The 15,225-nt window shown below is 71.7% G+C and carries 16 protein-coding genes; 8 read left to right on the forward strand and 8 right to left on the reverse strand.

All coding sequences use genetic code 11. The annotated features are described in order from the left end of the window. Window positions 1-43 precede the first annotated feature (43 nt). Entirely contained in the window at window positions 44-862 is an 819-nt protein-coding gene (locus OG444_RS07025) for an LppU/SCO3897 family protein (protein WP_327261318.1), read from the forward strand. Here the strand turns inward: OG444_RS07025 and OG444_RS07030 are convergent. Continuing rightward, window positions 859-2,088, reverse strand: a complete 1,230-nt coding sequence (locus OG444_RS07030) for an acyl-CoA dehydrogenase family protein (RefSeq protein ID WP_327261319.1) — start codon at window positions 2,086-2,088, stop codon at window positions 859-861. The two genes, OG444_RS07025 and OG444_RS07030, sit on opposite strands and share 4 nt — an antisense overlap. A 216-nt stretch (window positions 2,089-2,304) precedes the next feature. Here OG444_RS07030 and OG444_RS07035 point away from each other — a divergent pair, with 216 nt between their 5' ends. Further along, window positions 2,305-2,949, forward strand: a complete 645-nt coding sequence (locus tag OG444_RS07035) for a TetR family transcriptional regulator (RefSeq protein ID WP_327261320.1) — start codon at window positions 2,305-2,307, stop codon at window positions 2,947-2,949. A gap of 92 nt (window positions 2,950-3,041) precedes the next feature. On the opposite strand, the gene def is transcribed toward OG444_RS07035, so the two are convergent. After that, complete coding sequence (gene def / locus OG444_RS07040) at window positions 3,042-3,608, reverse strand: peptide deformylase (protein WP_327261321.1); 567 nt, start codon at window positions 3,606-3,608, stop codon at window positions 3,042-3,044. Window positions 3,609-3,731: 123 nt separating this feature from the next. Between def and OG444_RS07045 the strand changes: the two genes are divergently transcribed. The 6 genes from OG444_RS07045 to OG444_RS07070 all read left to right on the forward strand — a co-directional run bounded on the left by OG444_RS07045 (window position 3,732) and on the right by OG444_RS07070 (window position 9,004). Next, window positions 3,732-4,970 carry a MurT ligase domain-containing protein gene (locus tag OG444_RS07045; RefSeq protein ID WP_327261322.1) on the forward strand — a complete coding sequence of 413 codons (1,239 nt, stop codon included), beginning with the start codon at window positions 3,732-3,734 and terminating at the stop codon, window positions 4,968-4,970. A 19-nt stretch (window positions 4,971-4,989) separates the two neighbouring features. Next, complete coding sequence (locus OG444_RS07050) at window positions 4,990-5,718, forward strand: type 1 glutamine amidotransferase (protein WP_189973550.1); 729 nt, start codon at window positions 4,990-4,992, stop codon at window positions 5,716-5,718. A 215-nt stretch (window positions 5,719-5,933) separates the two neighbouring features. After that, window positions 5,934-6,959 (forward strand): 6-phosphofructokinase, encoded by a 1,026-nt coding sequence (locus OG444_RS07055; protein ID WP_327261323.1) that lies wholly within the window; start codon window positions 5,934-5,936, stop codon window positions 6,957-6,959. Window positions 6,960-7,061: 102 nt separating this feature from the next. Then, window positions 7,062-8,018, forward strand: coding sequence for a cytochrome c oxidase assembly protein (locus OG444_RS07060; protein ID WP_327261324.1), 957 nt, complete (start codon window positions 7,062-7,064; stop codon window positions 8,016-8,018). Between the two features lie 32 nt (window positions 8,019-8,050). Beyond that, window positions 8,051-8,209 carry a hypothetical protein gene (locus OG444_RS07065; protein WP_327261325.1) on the forward strand — a complete coding sequence of 53 codons (159 nt, stop codon included), beginning with the start codon at window positions 8,051-8,053 and terminating at the stop codon, window positions 8,207-8,209. 84 nt (window positions 8,210-8,293) lie between these two features. Further along, complete coding sequence (locus OG444_RS07070) at window positions 8,294-9,004, forward strand: lysophospholipid acyltransferase family protein (RefSeq protein ID WP_327261326.1); 711 nt, start codon at window positions 8,294-8,296, stop codon at window positions 9,002-9,004. A gap of 70 nt (window positions 9,005-9,074) precedes the next feature. Here OG444_RS07070 and OG444_RS07075 read toward each other — a convergent pair whose 3' ends face one another. From OG444_RS07075 to OG444_RS07100, 6 genes are all read right to left on the reverse strand, one after another. Then, window positions 9,075-10,754 carry an alpha/beta hydrolase gene (locus OG444_RS07075; RefSeq protein ID WP_327261327.1) on the reverse strand — a complete coding sequence of 560 codons (1,680 nt, stop codon included), beginning with the start codon at window positions 10,752-10,754 and terminating at the stop codon, window positions 9,075-9,077. A gap of 191 nt (window positions 10,755-10,945) precedes the next feature. Continuing rightward, complete coding sequence (locus OG444_RS07080) at window positions 10,946-11,713, reverse strand: urease accessory protein UreD (protein ID WP_327266684.1); 768 nt, start codon at window positions 11,711-11,713, stop codon at window positions 10,946-10,948. Between the two features lie 47 nt (window positions 11,714-11,760). Then, complete coding sequence (gene ureG / locus OG444_RS07085; protein ID WP_327261328.1) at window positions 11,761-12,456, reverse strand: urease accessory protein UreG; 696 nt, start codon at window positions 12,454-12,456, stop codon at window positions 11,761-11,763. Between the two features lie 23 nt (window positions 12,457-12,479). Continuing rightward, window positions 12,480-13,154, reverse strand: a complete 675-nt coding sequence (locus OG444_RS07090; RefSeq protein WP_327261329.1) for an urease accessory protein UreF — start codon at window positions 13,152-13,154, stop codon at window positions 12,480-12,482. Between the two features lie 36 nt (window positions 13,155-13,190). After that, window positions 13,191-14,912, reverse strand: a complete 1,722-nt coding sequence (locus OG444_RS07095) for an urease subunit alpha (RefSeq protein ID WP_327261330.1) — start codon at window positions 14,910-14,912, stop codon at window positions 13,191-13,193. Then, a complete protein-coding gene (locus tag OG444_RS07100; RefSeq protein ID WP_327261331.1) occupies window positions 14,905-15,216 on the reverse strand; it encodes an urease subunit beta in 312 nt (103 codons plus the stop codon). Before OG444_RS07100 ends, OG444_RS07095 begins: the two co-directional genes overlap by 8 nt. Window positions 15,217-15,225: the final 9 nt, after the last annotated feature.

Below are 15,225 nucleotides of genomic sequence, written 5' to 3' on the forward strand. Positions count from 1 at the left end.
GTGATCACCACGCCGGTGATCACGACGCGAGCAAGGAGATCCCGTGGCCACTCCGCCACAGCCGGAGAACGGCGCCGGCCCGTACAACCCCTACACCGCACCCGTCCCGCCGCAGAGCGGCCCTCCGGGCCCCGGGCACGCCGGAGGGCCGTCGTACGGCGCGTACGGCGCCTACGGCGCGCACCCGGAGCCGGGCCGGTACGGGTGCCAGGTGTGCGGGGCGTGGCCCGCCGCGCACGCGACCGTACGGGGCCACCAGGGCATCGTCGTGCTGATGCGGTTCCTGAGCGTGCGGGGACCGTTCTGCCGCGACTGCGGGCTCGCCACCTACCGCCGCATGTCGTCGGACACCCTGTGGCAGGGCTGGTGGAGCCCCCTGTCCGTCTTCATCGCGCCGGTGACCCTGCTGATGAACCTCGGCCCGCGCTCGGCCTACCGCAGGCTCGCTCCGCCGTCGGGCGGCCACCGGCCCGCGCTCGACCCCGGCAGGCCGGTGTGGCGCCGGGCCCCGGCGCTGATCCTCATGGCGCCGGTCCTGCTCGTCCTGCTGGCCGTCCCCGCCCTCATCCTGCTCGGGATGGTGGTCGGCGACCCTCGGCTGGCGACCGGGCAGTGCGTGCGCAACGAGGGCGACTGGGCCGAACAGGACCTGCGCGTCGAGTCCTGCGCCTCGCCGCGCGCCGAGTACCGCGTCACCCAGGGGCCGGACACAGCCGGTGCGCCCTGCGCCCCGGGCGATTACATCGCCGACCCCAAGTACGGCCCGGACGCGTTCACCACGTTCTGCCTCACCGGGCTGGGCCGGGCGCAGGGTACGGTCCCGGCACCCGGCGCCCCGCCCGCCGGCGTCCGGGCCGCCTAGCGGATCGGCATGCCGGAGATCGTCCGGGCGATGACCAGGCGCTGGATCTCGCTGGTGCCCTCGAAGATGGTGTAAATGGCGCTGTCGCGGTGCATGCGCTCCACCGGGTACTCGCGGGTGAAGCCGTTGCCGCCGAGGATCTGGACCGCCTGGGCGGTCACCTTCTTGGCGACCTCGCTGGCGAAGAGCTTCGACATCGAGCCCTCCGCCGACTCGAACGGCCGGCCCGCGACGGCCATCCAGGAGGCCCGCCACACCAGCAGCCGGGCCGCGTCGATCTGCGTGCGCATGTCGGCGAGCTGGAAGGCCACGCCCTGGTTGTCGATGATCGGGCGGCCGAACTGCGTGCGGGTCTTCGCGTAGTCGAGGGCGACCTCGTACGCCGCGCGCGCCGTGCCCACGGCCATCGCGCCGACCGCGGGCCGGGAGGCCTCGAAGGTGGCCATGGCCGCGTTCTTCACGCGCTCGCCCCCGCCGCTGCGGGCGCGCTCGTGGGCCCGCGCGAGGCGCTCGTCGAGCTTCTCCTTGCCGCCGAGCAGGCAGGAACCGGGGATCCGTACGTCCTCCAGCACCACCTCGGCGGTGTGCGAGGCGCGGATGCCGTGCTTCTTGAACTTCTGGCCCTGGGACAGGCCGGGGGTGTTCGGCGGGACGATGAAGGAGGCGTGACCCTTCGTTCCGAGCTCCGGGTCGACGACGGCCACGACGATGTGGACGTTGGCGATGCCGCCGTTGGTCGCCCAGGTCTTGGTGCCGTTGAGCACCCACTCGTCCTTGGCCTCGTCGTACACCGCGCGGGTGCGCATCGAGCCGACGTCGGAGCCGGCATCGGGCTCGGAGGAGCAGAAGGCGGCGACCTTCACGTCGTTCTGGTCCCCGTACATCTGCGGGATCCAGGTCCCGATCTGCTCCTCGGTGCCGTTGGCGACGACGCCGATGGCCGCGAGTCCGGTGCCGACGATGGACAGCGCGATGCCCGCGTCGCCCCAGAAGAGCTCTTCCATCGCCATCGGGATGCCGAGGCCCGTCGGGTCGAAGAACTGCTGGGCGTAGAAGTCCAGCGAGTAGATGCCGACCTTGGCGGCCTCCTGGATGACGGGCCAGGGAGTCTCTTCGCGCTCGTCCCATTCCGCGGCGGCGGGACGCATCACATCGGCGGCGAAGCCGTGGATCCAGTCCCGTACCTGCTTCTGGTCGTCGTTCAGCTCCATGGTGAACTCCGCCATGTCCCCTCCACCTGTCTGTACTCGTCCACTGCGGAAGTTACTAGCGGTAACCTACGCGAAGGCCACAGTCTGTTACCGGCGAGTAAGCACTGTCAAGCACCGCCGCCACAGCCACGAAGCCGGACGGGGTGTCCGCCGATTCGATCGTCAGGGCGCGCCGGGTGTTACGTTGCGTGGGCGTCAGGCACATCGCAAGGGCGGGGAGAGAAACACGTCATGGAGACCACTCAGCAGACCGGGGAACCGGGAGCGGCCGAACGCCGTCGGCGGGAGCTGCTCGAAGCCGCCGACCGGGTCGTGCTCAGGGACGGCCCCAAGGCCTCCATGAACGCGATCGCGGCGGAGGCCGGCATCACCAAGCCCATCCTCTACCGGCACTTCGGGGACAAGGCCGGCCTCTACCAGGCCCTGGCCGTCCGGCACACCGACGCCCTGCTCGACTCCCTGCGGGCCGCGCTCGACGCCCCCGCCGAGCGCCGCCGCCGGGTGGAGGCGACCCTCGACACCTACCTCGCCGCCATCGAGGCCCGCCCGCAGGTCTACCGCTTCCTCATGCACCCGGCCGAGGACTCCCACAGCGCGGAGCGCGGCTTCGACGTCGGCCTGCACTCGGCGCCGCTGCTGCGCCGGCTCGGCGAGGAGCTGGCCGAGGTGATCGGCGAGCGGGTGGACCTCGGACCCGGGGGCGAACGGCTCGCCCGGATCTGGGGCCACGGCATCGTCGGCATGATGCACGCGGCGGGCGACTGGTGGCTGGGCGAACGCCCCTGCGACCGCGCGGAACTGGTCGCGGGCCTCACCGACCTCCTCTGGGGCCGCCTCGCCACCGCCGGCAACCGCACCGACGGCCCGGGCTTCTAGGCCGTCTCCCAGCGGTAGCCGGGGGAGGGTCCGGGCGGAGCCCGGTGCCCGGCGGAGCCGGGTTCCTGGGGCCCGGCCCCAGACCCCGGGCCTCAAACGCCGGCGAGGCCGGAAATGCCGTCGGCACCCCAGGGGGTCTTGCGGATGGCACGCCGCAGGCGACGGGCTCGCAGGCCCGTCACGCGATCCGCGTACACCGTCCCGTCGAGGTGGTCGCACTCGTGCTGCAGGCACCGCGCGAAGAAACCGGTGCCCGAGATCCGGACGGCCGCCCCGTCGGAGGTGACTCCCTCCACCACCGCGTGGTCGAAGCGGAGCGTGCCCGCCTCCAGCCCCGGCAGGGACAGGCAGCCCTCCGGCCCCAGGAACTCGTCCCCGTCGGCCGACACCAGCCGCGGGTTGACGATGTGCCCGACGTGGCGGACGTCCTCGTCGTCGGGGCAGTCGTAGACGAACACCCGCTGTCCGACGCCGATCTGGTTCGCGGCGAGCCCGACGCCCTCGGCGGCGTACATCGTGGCGAACATGTCCTCGATGAGCCGGTCGAGATCCGGGCCGAATTCGGTGACCTCCGCGCACGCGGAGTGGAGCACGGGATCACCCAGCAGGCTCATGGTGCGGACGAGGCCGGTGGTACCGGGGATGGGGCGCTGTCGCATGACCGTAAGCCTACGACGGGCGACTATATGAGGAGATCCGCGGCGGGGCGGGGGCGCCGCGGTCAAGGCTCCGGCCGGTACTGGATAGGCTGGGGCCGACCGACGCAAGGAGGACAAGGGACGATGGCAGGCAACACGGAGCCGCTTTCGCCGCGGGCCAAGCTGGCCGTGACGGCGGGCAAGGCCGCGGCGGCGGTGTCGCGGGCCGCGGGACGCGGAAGCGGATCGGTGATCGGTGGCAAGGTCGCACTCAGGCTCGACCCCGATCTTCTCGGCGCGCTGGCGCAACATCTCGATGTCGTCCTCGTCTCCGCGACGAACGGCAAGACCACGACGACCCGGCTGATCGCGGAGGCCCTGCGGGCCAGCGGTCCGGTCGTCTCCAACGCCCTCGGCGCCAACATGCCGGCCGGCATCACCTCCGCGCTGGCCGGCGGCTCGGACGCCAAGTACGGCGTCATCGAGGTCGACGAGAAGTACCTGGCCGGAGTGGCCCGGGACGTCACCCCCAAGGTGATCGCCCTGCTCAACCTCTCCCGCGACCAGCTGGACCGCGCCGCCGAGACCCGCATGCTCGCGGAGAAGTGGCGCGAGGGGCTCCAGGGCTCCAAGGCGGTCATCGTCGCCAACTGCGACGACCCGCTGATCGTGTGGTCCGCCTCCTCCTCCCAGAACGTGGTGTGGGTCGCGGCCGGCCAGGAGTGGAAGGACGACGCCTGGTCGTGCCCCTCCTGCGGTGGCGTCATGCAGCGCCCGGGCGACGACTGGTTCTGCGGCGAGTGCGGCTTCCGTCGCCCGACCCCGACCTGGGTGCTCTCCGGCGACCACGTCCTGGACCCGCACGGCAGCGCCTGGCCGATCCACCTCCAGCTGCCGGGCCGCGCCAACAAGGCGAACGCGGCCACCTCGGCCGCCGTCGCCGCCGTCTTCGGCGTTCCGCCGCAGGTCGCGCTGGAACGGATGTACCAGGTGCAGGCCGTCGCCGGCCGCTACGACGTGGTGAGCTTCCAGGGCCGTGAGCTGCGGCTGCTGCTCGCGAAGAACCCGGCGGGCTGGCTCGAAACGTTTTCGCTGATCGATCCGCCGCCGACGCCGGTGATCCTCTCGGTGAACGCGCGCGGCGCCGACGGCACCGACACCTCCTGGCTGTGGGACGTGGACTACCCGCGCCTCGCCGGTCACCCGATCTTCGTGATCGGTGACCGCAAGCTGGACCTCGCGGTCCGCCTCGAGGTCGCCGGCCTGGACTTCCGGGTGTGCGAGAGCCTCGACGAGGCCGTGCAGCTCGCGCCGCCCGGACAGATCGAGCTGATCGCCAACTACACCGCCTTCCAGGACGTGCGCCGCCGCGTCGGCAACTAGTACCCATAAGGACAAGAGCATGAGCGACAACAGCCTGCGTCTGGTGTGGGTCTACCCCGACCTGCTGAGCACGTACGGAGACCAGGGCAACGCCCTCGTGGTGGAACGCCGGGCGCGCCAGCGCGGCCTGGACGTGCAGCGCGTGGACGTGCGCAGCGACCAGCCGATCCCCACCTCGGGCGACATCTACCTGATCGGTGGCGGCGAGGACCGTCCGCAGCGCCTGGCCGCGGAGCGCCTGCTGCGCGACGGCGGTCTGGAGCGTGCCGTCTCGAACGGGGCGATCGTCTTCTCCGTCTGCGCCGGGTACCAGATCCTCGGCAAGGAATTCGTCAACGACCAGGGGCAGCGCCAGGAGGGGCTCGGCCTGCTGGACGTCGTCACCGTGCGCGGTGAGGGCGAGCGGTGCGTCGGCGACGTCCTCGCGGACATCGACCCCCGTCTGAACCTGCCGCAGCTGACGGGCTTCGAGAACCACCAGGGCGTGACCCACCTCGGCCCGACGGCCAGGCCGTTCGCCCGGGTGTCCATGGGCCGTGGCAACGGCACCGGTGACGGCACCGAAGGCGCGTACAACGACACGGTGTTCGGCACCTACATGCACGGCCCCGTGATGGCCCGCAACCCGCAGATCGCGGACCTGCTGCTGAAGCTGGCCCTCGATGTGAACGCGCTGCCGGCCATAGACGACCGGTGGTACGAGGCGCTGCGCGCGGAGCGCATCGCCGCCGCGACGCAGCCCGCGTAGCACCCTCCGGACCGCTCATCGGGGCGGCCCCGCAATCATGTGTTCGGCCCGGTTTTCCCTAGGGGGAACCGGGCCGACGTGGTTTCGTACGACGAGTACGACCAGCATGTGGAGGATGGTTCAGTCCACCGCTCCGGCGCTTGTAGGGTGGCCGTAGTTCCAACCGGACGACGTGGTCCGGTCGTCGGCCCACGTTGCAAAGGTCCGTTCCTGCCATGCGCATAGGTGTGCTCACTTCCGGTGGCGACTGCCCCGGTCTCAACGCCGTCATCCGCTCCGTCGTGCACCGTGCCGTGGTCGACCACGGCGATGAGGTGATCGGCTTCCACGACGGCTGGAAGGGCCTGCTGGAGGCGGACTACCGCAAGCTCGACCTCGACGCCGTCGGCGGCATCCTCGCCCGCGGCGGCACCATCCTCGGCTCCTCCCGGGTCCAGCCTGCGCACCTGCGCGACGGTGTGGAGCGCGCCCGCGGCCACGTCGCGGACCTCGGCCTCGACGCGATCATCCCGATCGGCGGCGAGGGCACCCTGAAGGCCGCGAACCTGCTCTCCGAGGCCGGTCTGCCGATCGTCGGCGTCCCGAAGACCATCGACAACGACATCGCCTCCACCGACGTCACCTTCGGCTTCGACACCGCCGTCGGGGTCGCCACGGAGGCGCTGGACCGGCTGAAGACCACCGCCGAGTCCCACCAGCGCGTGATGGTCGTGGAGGTCATGGGCCGCCACACCGGCTGGATCGCCCTGCACTCGGGCATGGCGGCGGGCGCGCACGCGATCGTCGTCCCGGAGCGCCCCTTCGACATCGACGAGCTGACGGCGATCGTCGGCGAGCGGTTCTCCGCGGGCAAGCGGTTCGCGATCGTCGTGGTGGCCGAGGGCGCCAAGCCCAGGCCCGGCTCGATGGACTTCGAGGAGCGCGGCAAGGACATCTACGGCCACGAGCGGTTCGCCGGCATCGGCAACCTGCTCGCCGTGGAACTGGAGAACCGCCTGGGCAAGGAGGCCCGTCCGGTGATCCTGGGCCACGTCCAGCGCGGCGGCACGCCGACCGCGTACGACCGGGTGCTCGCCACCCGCTTCGGCTGGCACGCGGTGGAGGCTGCGCACCGGGGCGAGTTCGGCATGCTGACCGCGCTGCGCGGGACGGACATCGTGATGGTGCCCCTCTCCGAGGCCACCTCGACCCTCAAGACGGTTCCGGCCGAGCGGTACGACGAGGCGCAGACCGTTCTCTGACGTCCCTGTTCTGCGCCCCTTTTGTCCTGGGCCGCCCCCGCGCGCAAGAGCGCTCGGGGGCGGCACTAATGTGGTGGGGCACCACATCAAGGGAGTGAACAGATGGATCACAGCGGGCACGGCATGGACATGAACATGGACTTGCCGCCGTTCACTCTCGGGCGTGGTCTGGAGTTCTCCTTCGACGCCTTCTTCCTGTTCGCCTCCCTGGCCGGGCTCGCCCTCTACGCGTGGGGCGTGCTGCGGCTGCGCCGGCGCGGGGACTCCTGGCCGCCGGGCCGGACCATCGCCTTCACGGCGGGCGTGCTGACCGTGATCCTCGTGATGTGCACCAAGCTGAACGACTACGGCATGGTCATGTTCAGCGTGCACATGGTCCAGCACATGGTGATCAGCATGGTCACCCCGATCCTGGTGCTGCTGGGTGCTCCGGTGACGCTGGCCCTGCGTGCGCTGCCGCCGGCCGCCCGCGGCTCCAAGGGGCCGCGCGAGCTGCTGCTGATGCTGCTCCACAGCCGGTACATGAAGGTGGTCACCCACCCCGCGTTCACGATCCCGATGTTCATCGCGAGCCTGTACGCGCTGTACTTCACGCCGCTCTTCGACTTCCTGATGGAGAGCCGCACGGGGCACATCGCGATGATGGTCCACTTCCTCGCGGTCGGCCTGATCTTCTTCTGGCCGATCATGGGCATCGACCCGGGTCCGCACCGGCCGGGTTATGTGATGCGGATGCTGGAGCTGTTCGCGGGGATGCCCTTCCACGCGTTCTTCGGCATCGCCCTGATGATGGCCAGCCAGCCGATGATCAAGACGTACGCGAACCCTCCGGCGTCGCTCGGCATCGACCCGCTGCTCGACCAGCAGTGGGGCGGCGGCATCGCCTGGGCCTTCAGCGAGATCCCCTCGGTGCTGGTCCTGATCGCCCTGGTGTACCAGTGGTACCACTCCGAGCAGCGGGCCGCACGACGGTCCGACCGCGCCGAGGACCGCAACGGCGACAAGGAGCTGGAGGCGTACAACTCGTATCTCGCCTCGCTCCAAGCGCGTGGCCAGTAGCGCGATCCCGCCTTCGCGCGCCACCATGGGGCATGACCGGATCCGTTAAGGCGATGGCCGTCATGACCTTCGCCGCACTGGTGGCCGTAGCCGCGTACTCCGTGGCCCTCGGCAGCAACGGCTGGCTGTGGTTCGGCTGGGTGGTGCTGGGGCTGCTGACCGCCGGGATGGCCGCTTCGCGCAATGTCTGAGCAAGGTCTCGTCCGCCCCCTGCATCCCGCGACTCACCGTCCGTAAAATGGCGGTGACAACGGGATATCGACAGGAGCGGCCTGGTGTTCTACCACTTGCTCAAGCACGTGTTGCTCGGTCCCATGCTGCGGCTGCTGTTCAGACCCAGGATCGAGGGCCTGGAGAACATCCCGGCCGAGGGCGCCGCGATCGTCGCGGGCAACCACCTGTCGTTCTCGGACCACTTCCTGATGCCCGCGATCCTCAAGCGCCGGATCACCTTCCTGGCGAAGGCCGAATACTTCACCGGCCCCGGGGTCAAGGGCCGGCTCACCGCCTTCTTCTTCCGCAGCGCCGGGCAGATCCCGGTGGACCGGTCGGGCAAGGACGCCGGACAGGCCGCGCTGCGCGAGGGGCTGGGAGTGCTGGCCAAGGACGAGCTGCTGGGCATCTATCCGGAGGGTACGCGCTCGCACGACGGCCGGCTCTACAAGGGCAAGGTGGGTGTGGCCGCGATGGCCCTGGGCGCCGGGGTGCCCGTCGTGCCCTGCGCGATGGTCGGCACCTTCGAGATCCAGCCGCCCGGGAAGAAGATCCCGAAGATCCGGCGGGTGACGATCCGCTTCGGTGAGCCGCTGGACTTCTCCCGGTACGCCGGGATGGAGGGCGAACGGGCCGTCCTGCGGGCGGTGACCGACGAGATCATGTACGCGATCCTCGGACTCTCCGGCCAGGAGTACGTCGACCGGTACGCCGGCGAGGTCAAGGCCGAGGAGGAGGAACAGCGGAAGAAGGCCCGGCGCTCCGCGCGCTGAGCCTCCTCCCGCCCGTCCGCTCCCCGCCCGTCCTGCCAGGGACGGGCGGGGAGCTCCGTCCCGACAGGGCCTAGCGGACGGAGGGGAGCTCCTGCGGCGCCGGGAAGACCGGGGGTCCGGCCGGGGCGTCGGACGACAGCGACTTCGCCGCGGCCGGGGCCGGGGCCACCGGGGTGGCGTGCGGGTCGCACGTCACGTCCTTGGCGTCGACCTTGCCGGTGAGCAGGTAGGCGTCCACCCGGCTGTTGATGCAGGGGTTCAGCAGGCTGGTGACACCGTGCGAGCCGGCGTTCTTCTCGGTGATCAGACGCGAGCCGGCGAGGCGGCGGTGCAGCTCGACCGCGCCCTTGTACGGCGTGGCCGCGTCCCGCTCGGACTGGACGATCAGCACCGGGGGCAGCCCGCGCTTGGCGCCGACGGCGATCGGGGTGCTCTGCTTGGACTTCCAGGTCGCGCAGGGCAGGTTCATCCACGCGTTGGACCAGGTCAGGAACGGGTACTTCTGGTGCAGCTTGGTGTTGTCCCGGTCCCACTTGGACCAGCTGGTGGGCCACTTGGCGTCGGCGCACTCGACGGCGGTGTAGACGGCGTTGCCGTTCTCCGAGGACGCGTTGCCCTTGACGTCCGTCATGTCCGGGGCGATGGCGTCGATGAGCGCCTGCTCGTCACCGGCGGCCCAGGCGGCGAAGGTCTGGGCGACGGGCACCCAGGAGGAGTCGTAGTACGGGGCGCCCTGGAAGAAGCCGATGAGCTCGGCCGGTCCGACGATCCCGCCGAGCGGGTTGGCCTTGGCCTTGGCGCGCAGCTCCTGCCACTTGGCCTCGACCTTGGCGCGGGTGTTTCCGAGGTGGAACACCGCGTCGTTCTTGGCGACCCAGTCCTGCCAGTCGTTCCAGCGCATCTGGAAGGCGACGTCCTGGCCGAGGTTGGCCTCGTACCAGATGTTGTCCTGCGACGGGTCCACCACGCTGTCGACGATCATGCGGCGCACATGGGTCGGGAAGAGGGTCGCGTAGACCCCGCCCAGGTAGGTGCCGTAGGAGACGCCGAGGAAGTTCAGCTTGGACTCGCCGAGGCCGGCGCGGACGACGTCGAGGTCGCGCGCGGTGTTCGGCGTGGTCATGTGCGGCAGCATCTCGCCGCTGCGCTCCTTGCAGCCGTCCGCGTACTCGGCGGCGAGCTTGCGCTGGGCGCGCTTGTCGGCCTCGGAGTCCGGGACCGGGTCGGCCTTGGGGGCCTTGACGAACTCCTGCGGGTCGATGCAGGAGATCGGCGCCGAGTGACCGACACCGCGCGGGTCGAAGCCCACGAAGTCGTAGGCCTTGGACGCATTGACCCACAGCGGGCTCTTGGTGGTGACGCGGCGCGGGAAGCGCATGCCGGAACCGCCGGGGCCGCCGGGGTTGTAGACGAGCGCGCCCTGGCGCTCCTCCTTGGTCCCCGTGCTGCCGATCCGGTCGACGGCGATGTCGATGGTCTTGCCGTACGGCTTCGCGTAGTCGAGCGGGACCTTCACCCAGCCGCACTGGATGGGCTTCTCCAGGCCCCAGTCGGCCGGGCAGTCCTTCCAGTCGATCCCGGTGCGGGCGGCGCGGGCGGCGGCGATCTGCACGCCCAGGGCCTCCGGCAGCCTGATGTCGTGGTCGGCGGAGGCGGAGGCCGCCACGGCCGGCGGGGCCAGCAGCAGGCTCGCCGCGAGCGTTCCGGTGATCAGTGTGGCGGCGCTCGCCAGCGCCGCGTTGCGTATCACGTGGTTGTTCCCCCTGCGTCAGATGCCGCCGTGGGCGGCCTGGTTGGTCGGGTCGGTCGGATTCGGTCGTCGGGGTGCAGAGGGATCTTGTCTTCTGACCGGGACCCGGCGACAGGGCCGGATCGACTTCTTTGCCAACCCGATAACCGGAAAGGCGTGTACCGCTGAGCGGTGCCTGATGCGTCCCGCTTTCACCGGCCGTAGGTGCGGCAGGCCACGTCGAGCAGCTCGCGCACCCGCAGGGCGTCCGGGGCCAGGGCCGTCACGAGCACGGCGGGACCGGCCAGCGGTGTCACGGCGGCGAACTCCCCCAGGACCGCCGCCGCGGGCGGAGCCCCGGCGAAGGCGGGGTCCACGACGAGGAGTTGACCGAGGGCCCGGTGTCCGGCCAGGCCCGCCGGGCCGTCCCAGCCTCCGGGCGCGCCGGGGCCGCAGGCGAGCTCCTGGTCCAGCAGGGGACGCCCGCCACGGTCGACCGTGAGACGGCTGCGCAGCAGGCCCGGAACCTCCCCGGTGCGGCCCAGTACCTGCTCCTCGCGCAGCACCAGGCGTGCGGTGGGAGCCAGCCGGACGCGGGTGCGCACCCTCAGGTCGCTGCCGCGCACCGAGACCAGCGGCTCGGGCAGCCACCGCACCGACGCCTCGTCCTCCAGGGTGAGATGCACGTCGTAGCGTGCGGGCCTGCCCGACCGGCCGGGCAGGGCCAGCGTGGCCGCCGCCGAGGAGAGCGCGAGGTGCGCCCCGGGGCCGGCGGTGGCCTCGACGGTGAGGTGGTCCCCGCCGAGCGGGGCGCTCATCGCGCCGACCAGCACGACCCCGGCCCGGGCGGCCGAATCCGAGCGGGTGCGGCGCAGCGCGAGCGGGCCCTCCCCTGCGAGCAGTGGGAGGGCGGTGCCGCCCCGGCCGTCGGCCACGGCATGGATGCGGGCGGTGGCGCGCAGCCCGGCCAGGGGCACCAAAGGCGCCTGCTCGGTGTCCTCGGTGCTGGTGGTGCCGGTCGCGCCGCTCACCGCGTGGACCAGGCGGCGATCCGCTCGCGCACCCAGGCGGCCACCGGACCGACGCCCTCGGGGCCGCGCAGGGACTGGAAGGCGACGGGGAGTTCGCCGCGCTGTGCGGCGGCGTCGCGGGCCATCCGGTCGAGGTCGGAGCCGACGTGCGGGGCGAGGTCGGTCTTGTTGACGACGAGGAGGTCGGCGGTGGTGACGCCGGGGCCGCCCTTGCGGGGGATGTCGTCCCCGCCCGCCACGTCGATGACGAAGATCTGGGCGTCGACGAGTCCGCGGGAGAAGGTGGCGGTGAGGTTGTCCCCGCCGGACTCGACGAGGATCAGGTCCAGTCGGCCGTTCTCCCGGAAGGCGTCCTCCAGTTCCTCCACGGCCTCCAGGTTGGCGGAGATGTCGTCGCGGATGGCGGTGTGCGGGCAGGCGCCGGTCTCGACGGCGGTGATCCGCTCGGGCGGCAGGACGGCCTCGCGGAGCAGGAACTCGGCGTCCTCACGGGTGTAGATGTCGTTGGTGACGACGGCCATGGACAGTTCGGTGCGCAGCGCGCGGCACAGGGCGGCGACGGTGGCGGTCTTGCCGGAGCCGACGGGTCCGCCGAGTCCGATGCGCAGGGCCCGCCGGGTGCCGTCGGGCCGCAGGGGATCGGCGCTGCGCGTGTGCCGGTGGGGGTAGGTCACCGCGTGGTCGAGGTGCATGGGGGGGTGTCTCCTTCGGGGGGTCAGGAAGCGAAGAGGCGTACCGGCCAGTCGGCATGAACCTCTGCCGAGATGTCCAGCAGTGGCGAGGAGGCCGCGGGCAGCGCGTCCGGGCCCTGTGAGCGGGCCCGCAGCGCGGCCCGCTCCGCCCGGGCCGCGACGGCGTCGAGTTCGGGGGCCAGACGGGCCAGTACCCCGCTCGCCTCGAAGGGGTCCAGGCCCAGCAGCCGTACGGTCGCGGTGGCGGGCCCGCCGACGCTCTCGTACGCCGCCACGTGCGCGGCGTCCCCGGGCCCGAGCCCGGCCGCCCGGGCGGTGACTCCGAGCACCACGGGCTGGTGGGCCCCGCGCGGGAAGGCCTCGGCCAGGGCTTCGAGTTCGGTGGCGGGCCAGGTGGCCCGGGCGGCGCGCATCAGCTGCCGCCCGAGCCGCCGGGCCGCGGTGCGCAGTGCCGGCGAGGGGGTGCGGGCATCGGCGGCGGCGTCGAGTACGGCCGGGTCGAGCCCGAGGGCGGCGGCCGCGGCGAGCGCGGCGGCGGTGAGGCCGGCGGTGTGCAGCCGGCCCCGGCAGAAGTCCTCCAGGGTTGCGGCGTCATGGATCCGGCCCGCCTTGCAGGCGGCCTCCGCCCCGCCGGAGTGGGCGTGGCCCCCGGCGGGGAAGCGGCCGTCCGCGAGGACGAGCAGCGCGGCGCGGCTCATCGCAGGAATCCTCGTCTCAGAACAGGTCAGAACGGGTCAGAAGAGGAAGTAGCGCTGGGCCATGGGCAGTTCCGCCGCGGGCGCCGGTTCCACGGCCTCCCCGTCGATGGTGACCGTGAAGGTGTCGGCGTCGACCTCGACCCTCGGCATGGCGTCGTTGCCCCGCATGTCGGCCTTGCTCAGCTTGCGGGTGCTCTCGATGGCCACGAACTGCTTGCCCAGGCCGAGCCGTTCGGGCAGCCCGTCGTCGAGCGCAGCCTGCGCGGTGAAGTTCAGGGAGTTCAGGCCGGGCGCGCGGCCGTGGCTGCCGAACATCGGGCGGGGCAGGACGGGCTGTGGGGTGGGGATGGAGGCGTTGGCGTCGCCCATCTGCGCGTAGGCGATCTGGCCGCCCTTGATGACGAGTTCGGGCTTGACCCCGAAGAAGGCGGGGTTCCACAGCACCAGGTCGGCCAGTTTGCCGGTCTCGACCGAGCCGATCTCGCGGGCGAGCCCCTGGGCCACGGCGGGGTTGATCGTGTACTTGGCGACGTAGCGGCGGGCCCGGTGGTTGTCCGCCGGCCCGTCGCCGGGGAGGAAGCCGCGGCGCTTCTTCATCACGTGGGCGGTCTGCCAGGTGCGCAGCACGACCTCGCCGACGCGGCCCATGGCCTGGGAGTCGGAGGAGATGATGGAGATGGCCCCGAGGTCGTGCAGGACGTCCTCGGCGGCGATGGTCGAGGGCCGGATCCGCGATTCGGCGAAGGCGAGGTCCTCGGGGACGGCCGGGTTGAGGTGGTGGCAGACCATCAGCATGTCGAGGTGTTCCTCGACGGTGTTGACGGTGTGCGGCCGGGTGGGGTTCGTGGAGCTGGGCAGTATGTTCGGCTCGGAGACCACGGTGATGATGTCGGGTGCGTGCCCGCCGCCCGCGCCCTCGGTGTGGTACGAGTGGATGGTCCGCCCGCCGATGGCTGCGAGGGTGTCGGCGACGAAGCCTGCCTCGTTGAGCGTGTCGGTGTGGATGGCGACCTGGGCGCCGGTCTCCTCGCAGACCCCCAGGCAGGCGTCGATGACGGCGGGGGTGGCCCCCCAGTCCTCGTGGATCTTGAATCCGAGGGCGCCGCCGCGCAGTTGGGAGTGCATGCCCTCGCGGGACATGGTGTTGCCCTTGCCGAGCAGGCCGATGTTGACCGGGTAGGCCTCCAGGGCCGCGAACATCCGGGCCAGGTGCCAGGGCCCGGGGGTGACGGTGGTGGCCTTGGTCCCTTCGGCCGGTCCGGTCCCGCCGCCGACGAGGGTGGTGATCCCGGAGGCGAGCGCCTCCTCGATGACCGTCGGGGAGATGAAGTGCACGTGGGCGTCGACGGCACCGGCGGTGAGGATCTTCCCGTTGCCCGCGATGATCTCGGTCTCGGGGCCGATGACCAGTGCGGGGTCGACGCCGTCCATGGTGTCGGGGTTGCCGGCCTTGCCGATGCCGCAGATCCGGCCGTCGCGGATGCCGAGGTCGGCCTTGACGATGCCCCAGTGGTCGAGGACGACGACCCCGGTGATCACGGTGTCGGGGGCGCCCTCGGCCCGGGTGGTGCGGGCCTGCCCCATGGATTCGCGGATCACCTTGCCGCCGCCGAAGACGGCCTCGTCGCCGGCCCGCCCGGGGCCTCCGGCGAGGTCCTGCTCGATCTCGACGAACAGGTCGGTGTCGGCCAGCCGGATCCGGTCGCCGGCCGTGGGCCCGAAGAGGTCGGCGTACACCTGGCGGGAGAGCTCAGCCATCGAGCGGCCCTCCGGTCTCCCCGCGCAGCCCCGGTACGGTGCGCAGCCCGCCCAGCGGTACGAGTTCCACCGCGACCGGGATGCCCGGCTCGAAGCGGACGGCCGTACCGGCGGCGATGTCGAGCCGGAGTCCGCGGGCGGCGGAGCGGTCGAAGTCGAGGCCGGGGTTGGCCTCGGCGAAGTGGTAGTGGGAGCCGACCTGGACCGGCCGGTCGGCGGCGTTGAGCACGGTGAGGCGGGTGACGGGGCGGCCCTCGTTGAGGGGTACCGCGCCGTTCCCGTGGACGATTTCGCCGGGGATCATGCGGGCACT

The organism is Streptomyces sp. NBC_01232 (assembly GCF_035989885.1).
In the GTDB taxonomy this organism is placed as follows: domain Bacteria; phylum Actinomycetota; class Actinomycetes; order Streptomycetales; family Streptomycetaceae; genus Streptomyces.